This is a genomic window from Pseudomonas vanderleydeniana (assembly GCF_014268755.2).
GTDB classification, from domain to species: Bacteria; Pseudomonadota; Gammaproteobacteria; order Pseudomonadales; family Pseudomonadaceae; genus Aquipseudomonas; species Aquipseudomonas vanderleydeniana.
Genome location: NZ_CP077093.1, coordinates 1384472 through 1403743, shown reverse-complemented (window position 1 = coordinate 1403743; position 19272 = coordinate 1384472). Strand labels below are relative to the sequence as shown.

Annotated in this window: 16 protein-coding genes; 8 read left to right on the top strand and 8 right to left on the bottom strand. The window is 63.9% G+C overall.

What is annotated here, in order from left to right:
- Positions 1-828: 828 nt before the first annotated feature.
- From HU752_RS06220 to HU752_RS06200, 5 genes are all read left to right on the top strand, one after another.
- Positions 829-1896 carry a hypothetical protein gene (locus HU752_RS06220; RefSeq protein ID WP_186681033.1) on the top strand — a complete coding sequence of 356 codons (1068 nt, stop codon included), beginning with the start codon at positions 829-831 and terminating at the stop codon, positions 1894-1896.
- A 413-nt stretch (positions 1897-2309) separates the two neighbouring features.
- Entirely contained in the window at positions 2310-2786 is a 477-nt protein-coding gene (locus tag HU752_RS06215; RefSeq protein ID WP_186681035.1) for a formate dehydrogenase subunit gamma, read from the top strand.
- Positions 2783-4345, top strand: coding sequence for a formate dehydrogenase beta subunit (locus HU752_RS06210; protein WP_186681036.1), 1563 nt, complete (start codon positions 2783-2785; stop codon positions 4343-4345). The genes HU752_RS06215 and HU752_RS06210 overlap by 4 nt, the downstream gene beginning before the upstream one ends.
- Positions 4342-7230 (top strand): formate dehydrogenase subunit alpha, encoded by a 2889-nt coding sequence (gene fdhF, locus HU752_RS06205; RefSeq protein ID WP_186681038.1) that lies wholly within the window; start codon positions 4342-4344, stop codon positions 7228-7230. The genes HU752_RS06210 and fdhF overlap by 4 nt, the downstream gene beginning before the upstream one ends.
- Entirely contained in the window at positions 7227-7448 is a 222-nt protein-coding gene (locus HU752_RS06200; RefSeq protein ID WP_186681039.1) for a formate dehydrogenase subunit delta, read from the top strand. The genes fdhF and HU752_RS06200 overlap by 4 nt, the downstream gene beginning before the upstream one ends.
- A 90-nt stretch (positions 7449-7538) precedes the next feature.
- Here the strand turns inward: HU752_RS06200 and HU752_RS06195 are convergent, their stop codons facing one another.
- Together HU752_RS06195 and HU752_RS06190 are read right to left on the bottom strand one after the other, a co-directional pair.
- Complete coding sequence (locus HU752_RS06195) at positions 7539-8060, bottom strand: sterol desaturase family protein (RefSeq protein WP_186681041.1); 522 nt, start codon at positions 8058-8060, stop codon at positions 7539-7541.
- Positions 8061-8161: 101 nt separating this feature from the next.
- Positions 8162-8947 (bottom strand): DeoR/GlpR family DNA-binding transcription regulator, encoded by a 786-nt coding sequence (locus HU752_RS06190; RefSeq protein WP_186681043.1) that lies wholly within the window; start codon positions 8945-8947, stop codon positions 8162-8164.
- Positions 8948-9316: 369 nt separating this feature from the next.
- Between HU752_RS06190 and HU752_RS06185 the strand changes: the two genes are divergently transcribed.
- The gene (locus HU752_RS06185; RefSeq protein WP_186681044.1) at positions 9317-10714 is read left to right on the top strand and encodes an amino acid permease; all 1398 of its coding nucleotides are present in this window, start codon (positions 9317-9319) and stop codon (positions 10712-10714) included.
- A 70-nt stretch (positions 10715-10784) separates the two neighbouring features.
- On the opposite strand, the gene HU752_RS06180 is transcribed toward HU752_RS06185, so the two are convergent.
- The 6 genes from HU752_RS06180 to HU752_RS06155 form a co-directional block, all read right to left on the bottom strand.
- Complete coding sequence (locus HU752_RS06180) at positions 10785-11246, bottom strand: GNAT family N-acetyltransferase (RefSeq protein WP_186681046.1); 462 nt, start codon at positions 11244-11246, stop codon at positions 10785-10787.
- A gap of 33 nt (positions 11247-11279) precedes the next feature.
- Positions 11280-12518 (bottom strand): phospholipase D-like domain-containing protein, encoded by a 1239-nt coding sequence (locus HU752_RS06175; RefSeq protein ID WP_186681048.1) that lies wholly within the window; start codon positions 12516-12518, stop codon positions 11280-11282.
- Positions 12519-12742: 224 nt separating this feature from the next.
- The gene (locus tag HU752_RS06170) at positions 12743-13390 is read right to left on the bottom strand and encodes a MotA/TolQ/ExbB proton channel family protein (RefSeq protein ID WP_186681050.1); all 648 of its coding nucleotides are present in this window, start codon (positions 13388-13390) and stop codon (positions 12743-12745) included.
- 34 nt (positions 13391-13424) lie between these two features.
- Positions 13425-15704 (bottom strand): TonB-dependent receptor, encoded by a 2280-nt coding sequence (locus HU752_RS06165; protein WP_186681052.1) that lies wholly within the window; start codon positions 15702-15704, stop codon positions 13425-13427.
- Between the two features lie 24 nt (positions 15705-15728).
- Positions 15729-16490, bottom strand: a complete 762-nt coding sequence (locus tag HU752_RS06160; RefSeq protein WP_186681054.1) for an energy transducer TonB family protein — start codon at positions 16488-16490, stop codon at positions 15729-15731.
- Between the two features lie 2 nt (positions 16491-16492).
- A complete protein-coding gene (locus tag HU752_RS06155) occupies positions 16493-16900 on the bottom strand; it encodes an ExbD/TolR family protein (RefSeq protein ID WP_186681056.1) in 408 nt (135 codons plus the stop codon).
- Between the two features lie 188 nt (positions 16901-17088).
- On the opposite strand from HU752_RS06155, the gene HU752_RS06150 reads away from it, so the two are divergent.
- The gene (locus tag HU752_RS06150) at positions 17089-17640 is read left to right on the top strand and encodes a GNAT family N-acetyltransferase (protein ID WP_186681058.1); all 552 of its coding nucleotides are present in this window, start codon (positions 17089-17091) and stop codon (positions 17638-17640) included.
- A 21-nt stretch (positions 17641-17661) separates the two neighbouring features.
- Positions 17662-19260, top strand: coding sequence for an alkaline phosphatase D family protein (locus tag HU752_RS06145; RefSeq protein ID WP_186681060.1), 1599 nt, complete (start codon positions 17662-17664; stop codon positions 19258-19260).
- Positions 19261-19272: the final 12 nt, after the last annotated feature.

The following is a 19272-nucleotide window of genomic DNA, read 5'->3' as shown; positions in this document are numbered from 1 at the left end:
AGAAGCTGGTCTGGAAGGCTTCTAGCGGCGTATACGCCGTGGATGAGTCGGCCATCACCGACATTCTACAAGAGGCGAATCTACTGGAAGGACTCAACTGAAAGGACGTTTCATTAAACCCGCCCCGGCCGAAACCAGGGCGGGCCACGTCAATAACCCTTACCGCTGGTCATCGAAGTGATCCCGTAGAAACTCATACAGGCGATAAGCCCGAAATGCGTTCACTACGAGGCTCCAGGTACGTCGCAGGATCTTTGACATACTGTGGCCCTCCAAAGCGGGCCAAACCTCCAGCGTACTTACCGGAACACGCACGCCTTCGGGTCCACGCGAGGACTCGGTGAGGCGGCCGGGCTGATGGCCCCCTGAATGAATCCGGCACGGGTTACTAAGCCGTGTCAGGGGGGCCTGAATGCGCGCGCGGGCCTGGCCGCCTCAGCAATGTTTTTCGCGCGAGAGCACCGACATCGTACCCGAGCATCAACCGTCAGATGTTTCTATCAGTTGCTTTTTTGTACAACTTTCAATCAAAACATTTCAGCCCCATCCCTCGACCTAAGGGCGTTGCATAGTCTCATCAGACTGGTTAGGATTGGGCCGTCCACGCGAGGACTCTGTGAAGTGAGCAAATCGACCCTACGGCCGGATTTGCAAAAAGAACCGCCCTACTAAGGCGGTTTTTTTTCGCCTCGTGTCCAGGCCGCAGCCATGAGCATGGCCCGTCGTACATATCGGCACCCTTCCCGGCGCTCCGACGCCCAGACTGGACCCGATAATAGCGCTTCAGTAGCATGCCCCCTCTTCAAGTCCGCCAGCCAGGGATGCTCAATGCCGGTTCTATCCTCCACCCCTTCACGCCTGTTGACCACCGCGACCCTGCTGCTATCAGCCCTGCTGGGCGGCTGCAGCGTCAACGGCACCTACCCGGATGCCACGGAGCCAGACGCCGCCAAGCTGCGTTTTGTCGCCAACACCTCGAACGCCACCCTCGACTATTTCGACGCCGAACACTGCGACGGGCAGACGACCGGGATGCTCAACAACATGCTGATGGGCGACACCAAGCGGCGCGCCGACATGCTCAGCACGCCGCCCAAGGACGCCCGGGGCTACCTGGAAATCAAGCTCAAGCCCGGACACGAGACCCTGTTGCGGGTCAACACCCACGAGGGTTATTCGGTCTGTGGCAACGGCATCAACTTCAAGCCCGAAGCCAATGCCGAGTACGAGCTGACCTTCGACTCCGGCAAGGGCCAGTGCCGCACCCGCCTGCAACGGGTCCGGATCATCGACGGCAAGGAACGGCGTACGCCTGTGCTGCACCTGGGCAAGGGCCTGCCCGCCTGTGCCGGACGCAGTCCGCTGTTCCCCAAGCAGCCGGTGGCCCTGCCGGACACGCCACATCGCCTGGAACTGATGAACCGGATCATCGACAGCAGCCTGATCCCGAGCATGCTGCCTTCCCCGGAAGATGCCAGCAAGACGCCGCTGGCGATGGCAAAGGTCGACAACCTGATCGCCGAGCGCAAGGCCAAGCTGGGCTTCACCCTGCCGGACGACTACTGGGCCCTGTATCGCCAGAACCTCCAGGCCTTCGACGCCGAGTCGGCACAACGCAAGGCACTGACCTTGCAGCGCTACAAGGATGAGTACCTGTCGCGCCTGCGCCCGTTGAAGGATGCCGAACTGGAAGAGTGGGCCAAGCCGGAAGACAAGTCGGCCAAACCGACCAACAAGGCCGCATTCGAGCAGTACAAGTCGATGACGCTCTACTACTTCGAAGCCGGCAAGCAGGTGACCCTGGAGATCATCGAGCATCACCTGGAGCGGATGGCACAGATGGACAAGCGCTACGGGGTATGCGAGCGCTACAGCGAATGCTGGAGAAGCTTCTAACGACGAGACACCTGCCGGGCGGGCCATCCAGGCCAACCGCCCGGCTCTCCCAGAGCCCCCTCCTGCCCCTTTCATGGGGACGCCAGGACACCCGCCCACAGCCGAACGGCCGGGGCCGCGCCCTCCATGCCCCCGTGGCACTCCGCCCGAAGCGTCCCCTTCTATACTCAATGGCAGTCGCGAAAAGAACCATGCAAGTCGCTTTGGTGCCGATAAAGCCGGGGCGCCATGGCAAGCTGGACTTTATGCCCTGAAGAGGTGCGGCAAAGACCGCACCGGGCCAAAAAGATGCCCGCTCAGGGTGCCTGGCCACCGGACATGCCACGATACCGTGACGTGGTGTGAATGCCGCAGCCGACACTTTCGGACAACCGACGACCTCGTGGTATGTCCGTAGCCGTGAGGATTGCCGTATGCCTGATGAGACGTTGCACCTGCCCCTGGTCAATCGCCTGCTGGAACGCCACAAGGGCTCCCCCGGCGCGCTGCTGCCGATTCTTCATGAAATCCAGGAAGGCATCGGCTACATCCCCGATGTCGCCATCCCCGAAATCGCGCATGCCCTGAACCAGAGCCAGGCGGAGATTCGTGGGGTGATCAGCTTCTACCATGACTTCCGTACCGCGCCCCCGGCCCGGCACATACTGCGCCTGTGCCGGGCGGAGTCCTGCCAGAGCCGTGGTGCCGAACAGCTCGCGGCACAGCTGCGCGACCGCCTGCAACTGGACGACCACGGCAGCAGCGCCGACGGTCGCATCAGCCTGCGTCCGGTGTACTGCCTGGGCGCCTGCGCCTGCTCACCGGCCCTGGAGCTGGATGGCCAGGTGCACGCACGGCTCAGCGCCGAACGCCTGGATGCGTTGCTCGACAGCTGCCGGGAGGACGCATGATGCCGAACCTCTACCTGCCCGCCGACTCCCTGGCCCGCGCCGTCGGCGCCGATGAGACCGCCGCGGCCATCACGGCCCGGGCCAGCGCAGGCAATCTACAATTGGATCTGCAGCGTACCAGCTCGCGCGGCCTCTATTGGCTGGAGCCGCTGCTGGAAATCGACAGCCCGCAGGGCCGTCTCGGCTTCGGTCCCGTGAGCGCCGCCGACGTACCGTCGCTGCTCGATGCACTACAGGGCGACCCATCGGCCCATCCCCTTGCCCTCGGGCGGGTGGAAGAACTGCCTTATCTGAAAAGCCAGCAGCGCCTGCTGTTCGCCCGCGCCGGCATCACACGGCCGCTGTCCCTGGACGACTACCGGGCCCATGGCGGGTTTGAAGGACTGGCCCGGGCCATCGCCATCGGCGCTGAACAGGCCGCTACCGCCGTGTTCGATTCGGGCCTGCGCGGCCGCGGTGGCGCGGCCTTCCCTGCCGGGATCAAATGGCGCACGGTCAGCGCCGCCCAGGCGACGCAGAAATACGTGGTGTGCAACGCCGACGAGGGCGACTCGGGCACCTTCGCCGACCGCATGCTGATGGAAGGCGACCCCTTCCTGTTGATCGAAGGCATGACCATCGCCGGCCTCGCGGTCGGTGCCAGCCAAGGCTACATCTACGTCCGTTCGGAATATCCACAGGCGGTGTCGACGCTGCGCCAGGCGCTGGACATCGCCCGCGGGGCCGGCTACCTCGGCGCCGATGTGCTCGGTAGCGGCCAGGCCTTCGACCTCGAAGTACGGGTCGGCGCCGGCGCCTACATCTGCGGCGAGGAAACCGCCCTGCTCGACTCCCTCGAAGGCAAGCGCGGCATCGTCCGCGCCAAGCCTCCCATCCCGGCGCTGCGCGGGCTGTTCGGCCAGCCGACACTGGTGCACAACGTGCTCACCCTGGCTTCGGTCCCGCTGATCCTGGCCAAGGGCGCGCAGTTCTATCGCGACTACGGCATGGGCCGCTCTCTGGGCACCATGCCTTTCCAACTGGCCGGCAATGTCCGTCACGGCGGCCTGGTCGAGCGGGCCTTTGGCCTGACCCTGCGTGAACTGGTGGAAGGCTACGGTGGCGGTACCGCCAGCGGCCGGCCACTGAAGGCGGCCCAGGTAGGCGGCCCGCTGGGCGCCTGGGTACCCCCGGAACAATTCGATACACCGCTGGACTACGAAGCCTTCGCCGCCATTGGCGCCATGCTCGGTCACGGTGGCGTCGTGGTGGCTGACGACAGCCTGGACATGGCCCGCATGGCGCGCTTCGCCCTGCAGTTCTGCGCCGAGGAATCCTGTGGCAAGTGCACACCCTGCCGCATCGGCTCGACTCGCGGCGTGGAAGTGATCGATCGGCTGCTGGCCGCCCCCGACCAGGGAGGCCGCGATGAACAGGCGATCATCCTCAAGGACCTGTGCGATACCCTGCAATACGGTTCGCTGTGCGCATTGGGCGGCATGACCTCCTATCCGGTGGCCAGCGCCCTCAAGTATTTCCCCGCCGACTTCGGTCTGCAGCCCTCGGAGGCCGATCAATGATCACTCTCTTCGATCCGAAAACCGATATGGACCTGGGCACCCCGGCCCACGACAGCCAGGTGCAGGTCACCCTGAACATCGACGGCCAGAGCATCAGCGTCCCCGAAGGCACCTCGGTGATGCGCGCGGCGGCCATGCTGGGCACCAGCATTCCCAAGCTGTGCGCCACCGACAGCCTGGAAGCCTTCGGTTCCTGCCGCATGTGCCTGGTGGAGATCGACGGGATGCGCGGCTACCCGGCATCGTGCACCACCCCCGTCAGCGAGGGCATGGTCGTCCACACCCAGACGCCCAAGCTCGCGACACTGCGCCGCAACGTCATGGAGCTGTATATCTCCGACCACCCGCTGGACTGCCTGACCTGCTCGGCCAACGGCAACTGCGAACTGCAGACCGTCGCCGGCCAGGTCGGCCTGCGGGAAGTGCGCTACGGCTATGAAGGCGACAATCACCTGGCCGACCAGAAAGACACCTCCAACCCTTATTTCGACTACGACCCGAGCAAGTGCATCGTCTGCAACCGTTGCGTACGCGCCTGCGAGGAAACCCAGGGTACCTTCGCCCTGACCATCACCGGACGCGGTTTCGAATCGCGGGTCGCCGCCGCCGGCGGGGAGAATTTCCTCGACTCGGAATGCGTGTCCTGCGGCGCCTGCGTGCAGGCCTGTCCCACCGCGACGCTGATGGAAAAAAGCGTGGTCGAACTGGGCCAGCCCGAGCATGCCGTGATCACCACCTGCGCCTACTGCGGCGTCGGCTGCTCGTTCCGCGCCGAGATGAAGGGCGACCAACTGGTACGCATGGTTCCCGACAAGAACGGCCAGGCCAACCACGGCCACTCGTGCGTCAAGGGGCGCTTTGCCTGGGGCTACGCCACTCACCCGGATCGCATCACCAAGCCGATGGTCCGCAAGCACATCGACGACCCCTGGCAGGAAGTCAGCTGGGATGAGGCGGTCACCTACGCCGCCAGCGAGTTCCGGCGCCTGCAACACAAATATGGCCGCGACTCCATCGGTGGCATCACCTCCAGCCGCTGCACCAACGAAGAAACCTACCTGGTGCAGAAACTGGTACGGGCGGCCTTCGGCAACAATAACGTCGACACCTGCGCACGCGTCTGCCATTCGCCCACCGGCTATGGCCTGAAGCAGACCCTGGGCGAGTCCGCGGGGACCCAGAGCTTCGACTCGGTGATGCAGGCCAACGTCATCCTCGTGATGGGCGCCAACCCCAGCGATGCCCACCCGGTGTTCGCCTCCCAGCTCAAGCGCAGCCTGCGCGAAGGCGCGCGGCTGATCGTCATCGATCCCCGGCGCATCGACCTGGTGGACTCCGTGCACGCGCGTGCCGAACTGCACCTGGCCCTGCGCCCGGGCACCAACGTCGCCATGCTCAACGCGCTGGCCCATGTCATCGTCACCGAGGGCCTGCTCGACCAGGACTTCATCGACGCCCGTTGCGAGGGCGACGATTTCGCCCGCTGGAAAGCGTTCGTCAGCCGCGCGGAAAACTCGCCGGAAGTACTCGGGGTCATCTGTGGCGTTGCGGCCGACGACATTCGCGCAGCCGCCCGCCTCTACGCCAACGCCGACAACGCGGCCATCTACTACGGCCTGGGCGTGACCGAACACAGCCAGGGCAGCACCTCGGTCATGGGTATCGCCAACCTGGCCATGGCCACCGGCAACATCGGCCGCGAAGGCGTCGGCGTGAACCCGCTGCGCGGGCAGAACAACGTGCAGGGCTCGTGCGACATGGGCTCCTTCCCCCATGAGCTGCCCGGTTACCGGCACATCTCCAACGAAGCGGTGCGCAGCCAGTTCGAGCAGGCCTGGAACGTCACCCTGCAACCCGATCCGGGCCTGCGCATCCCGAACATGTTCGAGTCCGCGCTGGCCGGCCACTTCAAGGGGCTGTACTGCCAGGGCGAGGACATCGCCCAGAGCGACCCGAACACCCAGCACGTCACCGCGGCGCTGTCGGCCATGGAGTGCGTGGTAGTACAAGACATTTTCCTCAACGAAACCGCCAAGTTCGCCCATGTGTTCCTGCCGGGCAGTTCGTTCCTGGAAAAGGACGGGACCTTCACCAACGCCGAGCGGCGCATCTCGCGCGTACGCAAGGTCATGGAGCCGTTGGGCGGCAAGGCCGACTGGGAAGGCACCGTGGCCCTGGCCAACGCCCTGGGCTACCCGATGAACTACCAGCACCCCTCGCAGATCATGGATGAAATCGCCAGCCTGACACCGACCTTCACCCACGTCAGCTATGCGGCCCTGGAGCGTCACGGCAGCCTGCAATGGCCATGCAACGACGCGGCACCGAACGGTACGCCGACCATGCACATCGAAGCGTTCGTGCGGGGCAAGGGGCGCTTCATGATCACCGGCTACGTTCCCACCGAGGAAAAGGTCAACAGTCGCTACCCACTGCTGCTGACCACTGGCCGCATCCTCAGCCAGTACAACGTCGGCGCGCAGACCCGGCGAACCGAAAACGTCGCCTGGCATGATGAGGACCGCCTGGAGATCCACCCCACCGATGCCGAGAGCCGGGGTATCAGCGAGGGTGACTGGGTCGGCATCGGCAGCCGTGCGGGGCAGACCGTACTGCGGGCACGAGTGACCGAGCGGGTTGCCCCGGGCGTGGTGTACACCACCTTCCACTTCCCGGAATCGGGGGCCAACGTCATCACCACCGACAATTCGGACTGGGCCACCAACTGCCCGGAATACAAGGTCACCGCCGTGGAGGTCAGTCGCGTCTACCAGCCTTCGGAATGGCAGAAACGCTATCAGGCGTTCAGCGACGAACAGCAGCGCCTGCTGGAGGAGCGCCGCCAGGCAAGCGAAGCCGGAACCCGAGCGGAGGTCCGCCGATGAGCACCGACAACCTGATCAAGATGGCCAACCAGATCGCCCAGTACTTCTCCAGCGAGCCGGACCCGCAACAGGCCGTGCTCGGCGTGCGCAATCACCTGCAGATGTTCTGGACGCCCGGCATGCGCAAGGAATTGCTGGCCTGGCAGATCGAGCACCAGGGCGCCGAGCTGCATCCGCTGGCGCAGGCGGCAGTCAGCGGGGCGGGTTGGGAAGCCTAGCAGCGGGCTTGCCCCCTGGCCCGTGAAGACGGGCCAGGGGGACGCCTGCGAACCGATAGCCGCCATACCTCGGCATTCTCCCTTGGCGGGCTAGAAATCCAAGCGCCTGCGGCGTTCATCGCTGGCGGTACGATCGATCCGACTCCGCGCGGCCTGCCGCGACTCGCGCAACTGCCGTTTCAGCGTTCGCAACGGCGGCGCATACAGGAAACCGAACGACACGCTGTCCTTGCGCCCCTTCACCGCATGATGCAGCAGGTGCGCCTGATACAGGCGCTTGAGGTAACGATTGCGGGGCCGCGGCCGGAACGGCCAGTAGCGATGCACGATGCCGTCATGCACCACCACGTAGATGACCCCGAAGGCTGCCACGCCGGCACCGATCCACTGCAAGGGATCATGCCCGCTGTTACCGGCCACGATCAGGCTGACAGCCACCGCCGCCAACACCAGCAGATAGATATCGTTGGTCTCGAAAGCCCCCAGGTGTTGCTCATGGTGCGAGCGGTGCAGGAACCAGCCCCAGCCATGCATCACGTACTTGTGCGCCAGGTAGCCGACGCCCTCCATCGCGACGAGGGTACAGAGGAACAGGGCAAGGTGGGTGATCATGGAACGCTGTCGACTCGCAGGAACATCGGAATGCAAAGCGGCTGGTAAGGAGCCAGCATACCTTGCCGGAGACGAAAATCGAGCGCTGGAACGACGAGCGCTCAGATCTGCGCCTGCACCACTTCGATCCCCAGGCGCCGATAAGCCTCGATATCGCCCATCACCTGCTGCTCGGTGAACATCGTCTGCAACCGTGTGCACGGCCCCACCACAAACGGCTCCACCGCGCCGAGCTTGTCGGCGGTGCTCACGGCCACCACATGGGAGGCGCTGTCGAGCAGCGCCTGCTTCACCGCCAGCTCCTCGTAGCGCGAACAACTGATACCGACCTGCGGATGGATCGCACAGACCCCGGTAAACAACAGGTCCGCCTTGATCCCCTGGATCAACCGCACCGCTTCGTGGCCCCCCACCGCCATGGTCGCCGGGTTCAGCGTGCCGCCCGCGAGGATCACCGTCACGCCCTGGTGTTCGGCGAGGGTCATGGCAATCATCGGCGAACAGGTCACGGCGGTGAAGGACAGGCCCGTCGGCAGTGACTGGGCGATCTGCAAGGTGGTACTGCCCGAGTCGAACAGGACGATCTGCCCCTGGCCGATCCGCCGTGCCGCCAGTTCGGCCAGGTGCCGTTTCACCTCATTGGTCTCGGCGATCCGGGTGAAATAGTCCTTGCCGGTATCCTTGGGGCGCGGCAAGGCGCCCCCATGGACCCGTTGCAACAGGCCAGCCTGGGACAGCTCGGCCAGGTCACGGCGGATAGTGTCTTCCGACACCGCGAAATGCTGGCTCAGCTCCGAGGCCATGACCTTGCCATCGCGCTCCAGCAACAGCAGGATCTTCTGCCGCCGCACATGAGGCAGCTCGGAAGGGGAATGAAGGTTTTGCATGATTTCGCCTGATTGTGCGTGTTTATGCCGATTTTGATAAAACTATATGACAGCCACCTGCTCGATCAAGCGAAAGCACGATAATAGCGACGTACGCGATCACAGCCGGCGAAAGCTGACGACACAGGCAGTTTTCACGAAATTGGCCCAAATCCGCTGTCGATGTCGCCAATACCTTCAATGCCCACAGCACCTGGCTGTCGGAAACGTCCCAATCCATGCCTAATTTGCCCGCAACCCCGCGTAATACTTGAGCCCCCCATCTTCGGGATTTAATATCCACGCCGCTTATGTCGAGCACTCAGTATCGGTTGCAGATCTGATCCAGTCAGGGCCCCGCTGAGAAGAAAAACTAGAGAAGGTGAAGCAATGACGGGTGAAAACCTGACACCGGGTTTGCTCAAGCGCGGCCTGAAAAACCGCCATATCCAGCTGATCTCCCTCGGTGGGGCGATCGGTACCGGGCTGTTCCTCGGCTCTGCCGGGGTGCTCAAGTCCGCAGGCCCGGCGATGATCCTGGGCTACGCGATCTGCGGTTTCATCGCTTTCCTGATCATGCGCCAGCTGGGTGAAATGATCGTCGAGGAGCCTGTAGCCGGCTCCTTCAGCCACTTCGCCCACAAGTATTGGGGTGGCTACGCGGGCTTTCTCTGCGGCTGGAACTACTGGGTGCTGTACGTGCTGGTGGGCATGGCCGAACTGACGGCCGTGGGCAAGTACGTGCAGTTCTGGTGGCCCGACGTGCCGTCCTGGGTCAGCGCGGCGGTGTTCTTCGTGCTGGTCAACCTGATCAACCTGACCAACGTGAAGACCTTCGGTGAAGCCGAGTTCTGGTTCGCGATCATCAAGGTGGTGGCGATCCTCGGCATGATCGCCCTCGGTGTCTACCTGCTGGTCAGTGGTGTCGGCGGCCCGCAGGCCACCGTCAGCAACCTGTGGAGCCATGGCGGTTTCTTCCCCAACGGCGTCAGCGGCCTGCTGATGGCGCTGTGTTTCATCATGTTCTCGTTCGGTGGCCTGGAACTGGTGGGCATCACCGCCGCCGAGGCCAGCGAGCCACGCAAGGTGATCCCCAAGGCGATCAACCAGGTGGTCCTGCGTATCCTGATTTTCTACGTCGGCGCGCTGACCGTGCTGCTGTCGCTGTACCCGTGGGACCAGTTGCTGGTCACCCTCGGCGCTTCCGGCGACGCCTACAGCGGCAGCCCATTCGTGCAGATCTTCGCCCTGATCGGCAGCGACACTGCGGCACAGATCCTCAACGTGGTGGTCCTGACCGCCGCCCTGTCGGTGTACAACAGCGGCGTGTACTGCAACAGCCGCATGCTGTTCGGCCTGGCCGAGCAAGGCGATGCGCCGAAGTCGCTGCTGAAGCTGAACAGGCAGGGCGTGCCGGTTCGTGCCATCGGCGTCTCGGCGCTGGTCACCCTGCTCTGCGTGGTGGTCAACTACGTCGCGCCCCATGAAGCGCTGGAACTGCTGATGGCGCTGGTGGTGGCGGCGCTGATCATCAACTGGATCGTGATCAGCCTGACCCACCTGAAATTCCGCAAGGCCATGGAGCAGCAAGGCGTGGTACCGGGCTTCAAGGCGTTCTGGACCCCGTTCAGCAACTACCTGTGCCTGGCTTTCGTCGCGCTGATCCTCGGCGTGATGCTGATGATCCCGGGGATCGCCGTGTCGGTCTACGTGATGCCGGCATGGGTTCTGTTCATCTACGGGCTGTACCGCCTGCGCGTGGCCAAGGGCACAGCCCGCACGGCCTGATCACTGAGCTGGATGACAAGGGGACCGAAAGGTCCCCTTTTTTCTTTGTACGAGGCCATGCCCCACGACATCAGGATGACTGAAAGGCCCGTCGATACTTCACGAAGCCACGCTTGGCATCACCGACGAACCTCGCTCGCTGGAAGAATCGATGGGCTGGCTCACGCCCGATGGAACTGAGCAGCATGATCTTCGAACAATCCGTCCGCAGGCAGAACGCCTCGACAGCGACCAGCAGAGCACTGCCGACACCAGTTCCCCGCACCTGCTCGTCGACCACGACATTCTCCAGCACGGCGAAAGGCTGGAAACCGAACATCGCATCGCTGCACAGCGACAGCAGCGCCGTGGCACGGACCTGACCCTCCAACTCGGCAACGAACAGTTCGGTGTGCGGATCACGAGCCAACTGTGCCAAACGCTCGGGCAGCACTCGAACCTCACCGTTGCCAACCAACTGGCGATACAAGACCTCGATGGCCGGCGCATCCTCAGGGGTTGCGGTTCTGATCAACGGTGACGGTTTCAGCATGGTTCACTCCTTGTGAGAACGGCATCGCACGGTTCAGGGCGTGCCCGGATGCGGCTGTGGATAATCCCGGGCCACATCCAGCGGCCAGGCATAGGGTCCATCCCACAACTGCTCGTGCAAGGCGCCGATCCGTTCGGCCATTGCCTGGTCGTGCATCACCACTTCGAGGTTGCGCGAGTTGTCGAGGTAGCCGCCCAGCCAATTGCTGGTACCGACCCAGGCCACCTGCCCGTCGATCTCCATGGTCTTACTGTGGATAACCCGCGCATAGGGGATGAAACCCTGAGGATCCTGGGGCAAGGTGACGATCTTGACCTGGACATTCGGCAACACCGCCAGGCTTTTGAGGTAGGCGACTTCCGGCGCGCCGGTGTTCCAGTCGGAAACCATCAGCTTGATCGAAACGCCCCGTGCCGCCGCCGCACGAATCGCGTTGTCGATCACCGGGTAATACGGACGAGTCTTGTCCGGACCGTAGGACAGCGGCGCATAGTCGAGCAATTGCACCCGTACTTCATGCTGGGCCTCGGCCAGCAGGCGTGGCAGTTCCTGCTGTGAGTCGCCGACGCCCGCCGGGTTATAGCGCTGTGGACTGGCGACCAGGTAGTTGCCGCCACGCCCCGGCTCCTTGCCGGGTTTGGGCAATGGCACCGGCTTGTTCTGGGTCAGCGCGGCCTGGGCGTTCCAGTCCTGATCGAATATTGCCTGGACCTGGCCAACGATGGTTTCGTCGCTGATCCGCAGGCCGGTCTCGTGAATGTGCTCGAGGGAGCGCCAGTCGAAGTTCTGGCTGCCGACGAAGGCCTGCCGGCCATCGACCACCAGGTACTTGGCGTGGATGATGCCCCCGCCCACGCGGGCATAGGGCAGCACACGGAACGTCAGGTTGGGGATCTTGCGCAGCCGTTCCAGGGTGGCCTGGTCGGAGAGCTTCAGGCCCTTCTCTTCCAGCAGGAAGCGGATCTTCACCCCGCGCTTGCCGGCAGCCTCAAGGCTTTCGATGACCTTGTCCATCACCGAACCGGGATGGTCGGCGGCATAGAACTGGCCGATATCGATGCGGCTCTTGGCCCCATCGAACAGTTCGATCCAGACCGGGCCGGGCTGGCGAAGGTCAGGGGTATCGAGTTCGGTTGCCACGGGCACGGTGTGCACCAGCTCGATACCGGGAATGGAGAAATCCGCCTGGGCCAGCGGACTGAGCAGCAGGCCGAGCGCGGCGGCCAGAGCGACGCGCAGGCGTGTCGCGTGAAACGTTGGGATGAGGGACATGGATCTCTCGTATCGGAAGATAAAAACAACGGGTGGCGAGCGGGCTTGTCGGCACGCCGCAGCGCCGCTCTCGGCTGCACAGCAGCCGCAGAACCGGATACCGCGACCTGACTGAGACCCCGGCTGTGCTGATTCCTGGGGGGCGTTGCCCCCCAGCGCGGGCAAGCCCGCTCACCACAAAAACCCTAGCCCAGCCCCAGGGTCCGGGCACAGGGCCAGATGGCTCAGGCCGTGTGCAACTGCGCCGGACTGGTGGCGCGATGCGGCACCTCACCCTGCACCCGGGCACCGGTCGCGGCGCGGATCAGCAGCATCTTGAGCTGGTCGTTGATGCGTTCCAGGCTGTCCTGGAAGAAGTTGTGGAACACCACGCAGAACAGCGCGATGGCGATCCCCAACCCGGTGGCGAACAGCGCCGTACCGATACCACCGGAGATCTGCCCCGGATCGGACACGCCGGCACTGGCCAGGGCCTTGAAGGTGTCGATGATGCCCAGGATAGTCCCGAGCAGCCCCAGCAGCGGCGCCGCCGTGGTGATGGTCTCGATGATCCACAGGCTGCGGGCCAGCGGCGCCCGACTGGCCAGGTACTGGGTGTCGATCACGTCGTCCAGGTCCTTGCGCGGCCCATGCTTGGCCTTCTGCGCCAGCACGGCACAGGCCATGTCCAGCGGCAGGCTGTCACGACGGGTCAGTTCCTGTGGCAGGTCCTTGTCGCTGTGCACATGCGAGCCCAGGGCTTCCATCAGCCCCCGGGCCTGGCGCCGGACGTAGGCGAAGTAGATGGCGCGCTCGATGGCGATGAAGATCGCGATCGCCAGGGCGGCGTACATCACATAGAACGTGATCTCGTGAAGCGTGTTCATGTCCATTAGCGGGTTACCTCTGTAGCGGATGGGACAGACATCAGAAATTCGCCTCCAGCGAGACGGTCACGGTGCGGTCCAGGCCGACGATGTAGGCCGGGTCGCCATCGCGGAAACCGCCGTAGGTCGCCGAGTTGGTCTTGGTGGTGTACACGCCGTCCAGGTACTTCTTGTCGAACAGGTTGTCGACGTTCAGGCGCAGGGTCGCGTCCTTGACCACTTTCTTGTCGACCGGCAGGTAGATACCGGCACCGAGGTTGAACACGGTGCGCCCGGAGATCGCCTCGTCGTTGGTCAGGTCGCCGTACAGCTTGCTGGTGTACTTGCCGCCGAAGGTGCCGTAGAACAGGCCGTCGTCATAACCGATGTTGGCGGCCAGCATGTTCTTCGGCACGTTGGCGAACTGCTTGCCGGCGGTTGGCAGCAGGATCGCCTTGCCGGCGTTGTAGACGGTCAGGTCGTCCTTCTGCTCGGCACGGGTGTAGGTGTACGAGGTGTAGAAGTTGAAGTGATGGGGCAGCAGGCCGCTCCACTCCAGTTCCAGGCCCTTGTTGTCGACGTTGCCGGCGTTGATGTCGGCGAAGTCGCCGTTGATGTCCTTGGACGACACCTGGCGGTTCTCGAACTGCATGTAGAACAGGGTCGCGGCGACGGTCATGTCGTCCTTGGTGTAGCGCCAGCCCAGTTCGTGGTTCCAGCTGGTTTCCGGCTTGGCGTCGATGGAGCCGGCGCCCTTGTCGTACAGCACGTAGTTCTGCGGCACGCGCATGTTGCGCGACAGGCTGTAGAACAGTTGGTCATGCTCGTCGAGCTGGTACTTCAGTCCGGCGTTGGGCAGCAGCTTGGTGTAGGTCTGGCTGCGTTTTTCCGGCTGTTCGGTGAGGCTGCCGTGGTTGGTGCCGTCACGCTTGACGTTCATGTAGGCCAGGCCCGCGACCAGGGTCCAGTCCGGGGTGAAGTACCAGGTGTCCTGGGCCCAGACCTTCTGCGCCGGGGTCACGGTGAAACGGTCGCGCCCCTGCACGGTGTTGCCGTTGGCATCGACCACATAGTCCGAATCCGGCCAGATGCTCTCCGGCTTGCCGTTGGACTTGAGACGGATGAACGGCTGGGTCTGGCTCTGGCGGGCACGCTCGTACCAGTAGCCGAACTGCAGGCTGTGGTCGCCCAGGTCCCAGTTCAGTTTGGTGGTGATGCCCGGACGCCAGGTCTGGGTCCGTGAAGGCCGGTAGTACACGCCGTTGTTCGGCGTGCCGTCGGCGTTGTACTGGGCGCCCGTCGGCAGGTTGCTCAGGTCGAAGACACCGCCGGCGTTCGAACCGCTGTTCAACGCATAGGCCGAACTGCCGACACCGCTGCCGTTACCCCAGTAGTAGTACGGGATCACCGAGAGGGCGAGGTTGTCGGCCAGCTTGAACTGGGTGTTGAGCACGCCGGTGAAGGTCTGGAACGGGTTCAGCGCCAGGCCGTAGTAGCTGTTGATCTTGCCGTTGCTGCCCAGGGCCGGAGTCTGCGGATAGGGATCGTAGCTGCGCCCGTACTGCTGGAACTGCGCCTTGGTCAACTGGCTGTAGCTGGTGTTTTCCTGCTCGTGGTACTTGAGGATCAGGTTCGCGGTGTTGCCGCCGCCCATGTCGAAGAAGCTGTTCCACTCGACCTTGTCGGCGCGCTCGGCACCGCCACCGCGCCACTTCTGGCCTTCGGTATGGGAGACCGACAGCCAGTTGCTCAGGCCGTTGACTTCACCGGTGTTGAGGCGGGCGAAGGTCTTGGTGGTGGCGTGGCTGCCAACCACTTGCTTGACGAACGCACCGGTTTCCTTGGTCGGGCGAATGGTCACCACGCCGATGTTGCCCCCGCTGGAGCCGATGTGCGGGCCATCGGCCTCGGACGAGCCCTGGGTGACGAAGATCTGCTCGATGTTCTCCGGGTCGCCCAGCAGGTTGGCGTACAGCGCGTAGTTGCCGGAGTCGTTGATCGGCATGCCGTCGATGGACATGCCGACCTGGTCGGAGTTCAGGCCGCGCATGGTGAAGCGGAAGCTGCCCAGGCCCGTGGCGTCCTCGCTGGAGATGTTCAGCCCCGGGGTGTACTTGAGCTTGTCGATGGCGTTGCCAGTGGCGGTCTGCTTGTCCAGCGCCTCCTTGGTCACGGTGGAACGCCCCTTGATGCTGTCCTCCTGGACCATGTAGCCGCCGCCGGCGGTCGCCTTGCCCTGTACGCCGATCACGCCGACGTCGGTGCCGCTGGTGTCCGCCATGGCCACGCCGTGGCCCATGCTCGCGGCAACGAGTGCCAGATGAATCCGTGTAAACCTCATCACTCTATTCCTGGTTATAGGTGCTTACTGCACGCTGTAATTGAAAGTGGCGGTGAAGCGTTGCTCGTTGCGTCCGCCAAAGGCTTGCTCAGGGAAAGGCTTGACCTGCTTGATGCGGTGCAGGCTGTTGGTCGCGGCCCGGTTGAGCAGCATGCTCGAGGCCGGGGTCTGGATCCCGGAATCGAGGACACGGCCCTGCCGGTCCACCAGCAGCCAGACCACCACGTCGCCGCTGGGGCGTTCGAGGGAGGCCTGGCGTCCGGTGGGGTACTGCTTGTAGGAGTCCAACTCATTGCGCAGCCCCTTGAGGTAGCCGCCCTCCAGGGCCTGGCTGTCGACCTTCGGCGGTGCGGGCGGAGCCGGCGGCGTCGAGGCCTTGGGCACCACGGGTTCGGCAGCCGGCTTGGCCTCCACCGGTTTGGCCGGCACGGGCGTCGGCTTGGCCACCGGTTTGGGTGTCGGCTTGGGCTTGGGTTCCGGCTTGGGTTCCGGCTTGGGTTCCGGCTTGGGCAGCGGTTTGGGCTGTGGCTTGGGCGGTGGTGGCGGTGGCGCGGGCTCGGCCTCCTCGTCCTCGATCACCGGTGGTGGTGGCGGCTCTTCCACCGCCGGCACCGGCTCGGGGACCACCTCCGGCTCAGGCTCGACCAGGGCCAGTTCCACCGCCGACTCGTCGTAGACCGGCTGGACCTTCAACGGCTGCGAGGTGATCCCCAGGATCACCAGCACCATGGCGATCAGGGCCGGGACACTGCCCAGCAGCTGACGTGCACGAAACAGGATGTACATGATCAGGACTTACGCGTGGCAATGGAGACGGACGTGAAGCCACCCAGACGCAAGGTGTCCATGACTTCCACCAGGCGGGCGACTTCCACGCCCTTGTCGCTGTTGACGATGATCGTCGACTTGGTATCGGGCTTCTCCGCAGCCTTGAGCGCCGGTACCAGGCCATCGACGGTCATGTCCTTGCCGTCCAGCTGCAACTGGCCGTCCACGCCCAGGGTGAGGATGAATTTGTTCTGCGGCTTGAGCTGCTGCGAACTACTGGCACTCGGCAACTGGGTCTTCATGCCGAGCGCCGGAATCACGTTCAGGCTGACCAGCACAAAGAACACCAGCAGGAACATCATCACGTCGATCATCGGGATCAGTTCGATGTGCGCCTTGCGCTTTTTAGGTTCGTCCCAGGTTCTCATTCGGCTGCCCCTTGTTGATTAGGGGCGCCAAGCTAGCAACGAAAAATGACCGATCGGTTAACTTTAATTTACGTTTTTAAGGCTCTAGAACAGGCATTACAAACCGTTACACAGGGATTTTCCGAACGTAATGAAACTGACACCCAGCGCGGACATTCTTGAAAACTTTTCTCAGATGGGTACCCGACATGGACATTCCCCTCCCCCGCCTGGGCACTCGGCGACTGTGGCTGTCAGCCCTGGAAATGAGCCAGGCCGAGACACTTTCCCGGTTGGCGGACGAGCCGGAAATTGCCGCCAATACAGCAACGATACCGTCGCCCTACACCGTGGAAACGGCACAGGCATTCATCGCCGGCCAGGAGGAGCGCCACCGGTCGGGACACTCGCTGGGACTGGGTATTCAGCTGAAGCACAACGCTGAACTGATCGGCGTCATCAGCCTGAGATTTTCCCCCGCGCACCGCAGCGCCCACTTGGGCTACTGGGTCGCCGCCCATGCCCGTCGCCAGGGCCATGCCGTCGAGGCGGTCACCGGGTTGCTGGAATACGGCTTCAATGAACTGGGCCTGCACCGCATCGCCGGCCAGTGCTTCGCCCGCAACAGCGGATCGGCTCGGGTCATGGAAAAAGCCGGATTGCGCCCTGAAGGTTGTATGAAAGGCGCCTTTCTCAAGCATGGGGTCCATGAAGATATGCTGCTCTTCGGACTGCTGCGTGAGCATTGGCACACCCTTTGACTGAACCCACGAGTTTTCTCCATGAGCGATAGTGTTGTGCAAGAACGGGACACGGCGCCGTTCGATCCGGATCGCCGCCGCCTACTGGTTGGAATGGCCGGAGCGGCGGCGCTGTCGATCCTCAGCCCGTTCGCCCGCAGTGCCGGGGTCGACTACCCCTTCACCCTCGGCGTTGCCTCAGGCGATCCGCTGCCCGACGGTTTTGTCATCTGGACGCGCCTGGCCCCCGCGTTCAACGCGGCCGATGGCCGTGGCGGGCTGGACCGGCCGGTGCCGGTGCGCTGGCTGGTAGCGACGGACGCGGCCATGAGCCGTGTCGTCCAGCGCGGCGAAGTGATGGCTGACAATCGTTTCGCCCACTCGGTGCATGTCGAAGTCGCCGGGCTGGAAGCCGGCCGGCCCTACTGGTACCAGTTCGAAAGCCTGGGCGCCCAGAGTCCGGTAGGCCAGTCGCGCACGACTCCGCCACTGCAGGCGCTGACCTCGGCGCGGCTGGGCTTCGTTTCCTGCTCCCACTGGGAACGCGGCTACTTCAGCGCCTATCGCCATCTCGCCGCCGAACAGCCCGATCTGGTGTTTTTCCTCGGCGACTATATTTACGACAGTTCCTACACCGATCCAGGAAAAATCGTGCGACCTCACGGTGCTGGAAACGCCAGGACCCTGGTGGACTACCGCAACCGCTACGCACTGTATCGGACCGACCCGGACTTGCAGGCGCTCCACGCCTGCGCGCCCTGCGCGGCGACCTGGGACGACCACGAGGTACAGAACGACTACGCCAACCAGTGGTCGCAGGACCCGAACCTCTCGCCGCAGGCATTTCTCAAGCAGCGGGCGGCGGCCTACCAGGCGTTCTACGAACACATGCCGCTGCGCGCCAGCAGCCTGCCGCGGGGCCCGGACATGCGCATCTACCGACGGCTCGATTACGGCCAGCTGGCGCAGTTCCACATTCTCGACGGCCGCCAATACCGCTCCGAGCAGCCGTGCATTCCGCCCAACCGCAGCCACCAGGGGCATGTCGCCGCCCTCGACTGCGTCGACCTGCGCGACCCGAAACGCACCATGCTCGGCTGGGAACAGGAGGCCTGGCTGGACCAGGGCTTTGCCCGCTCGACGGCGCGCTGGAACGTGATCGCCCAGGACCTGCTGGTCGCACCGATCCTGCAGCGCAACCCGAGCACTCAGGAACTGGGCCGCTGGACCGATGGCTGGGACGGTTATGCCGCCACCCGCGACCGGGTGCTGCAATCGATCGAACGAACGCGGGTGAACAACCCGGTGTTCTGGGGGGGCGATATCCATTCGTTCTGGACCACCGACCTGCACCTCGACGGCGCAGACCCGGATTCGAAGATCGTCGCCACCGAGTTCATCGGCACTTCGGTGACCTCCGACGGCCCGCCGTTCGAGCTATTCAACTCGCTGATGCCGCTCAATCCCCATGTGCGGTTTTTCGACAGTCGTCAGCATGGGTATGTGTCGGTCGAATTGGAGCCGGGCAGGATGCTGACCAGCTTCCGGGCGATATCCGAGCGCGCCGATCCGCGAGCGACGGTGTCGACGCTCAAGCAGTTCGTGGTCGAGGATGGACGGGCGGGGGCACTGACCCTCTGATGCGCCGGTGCT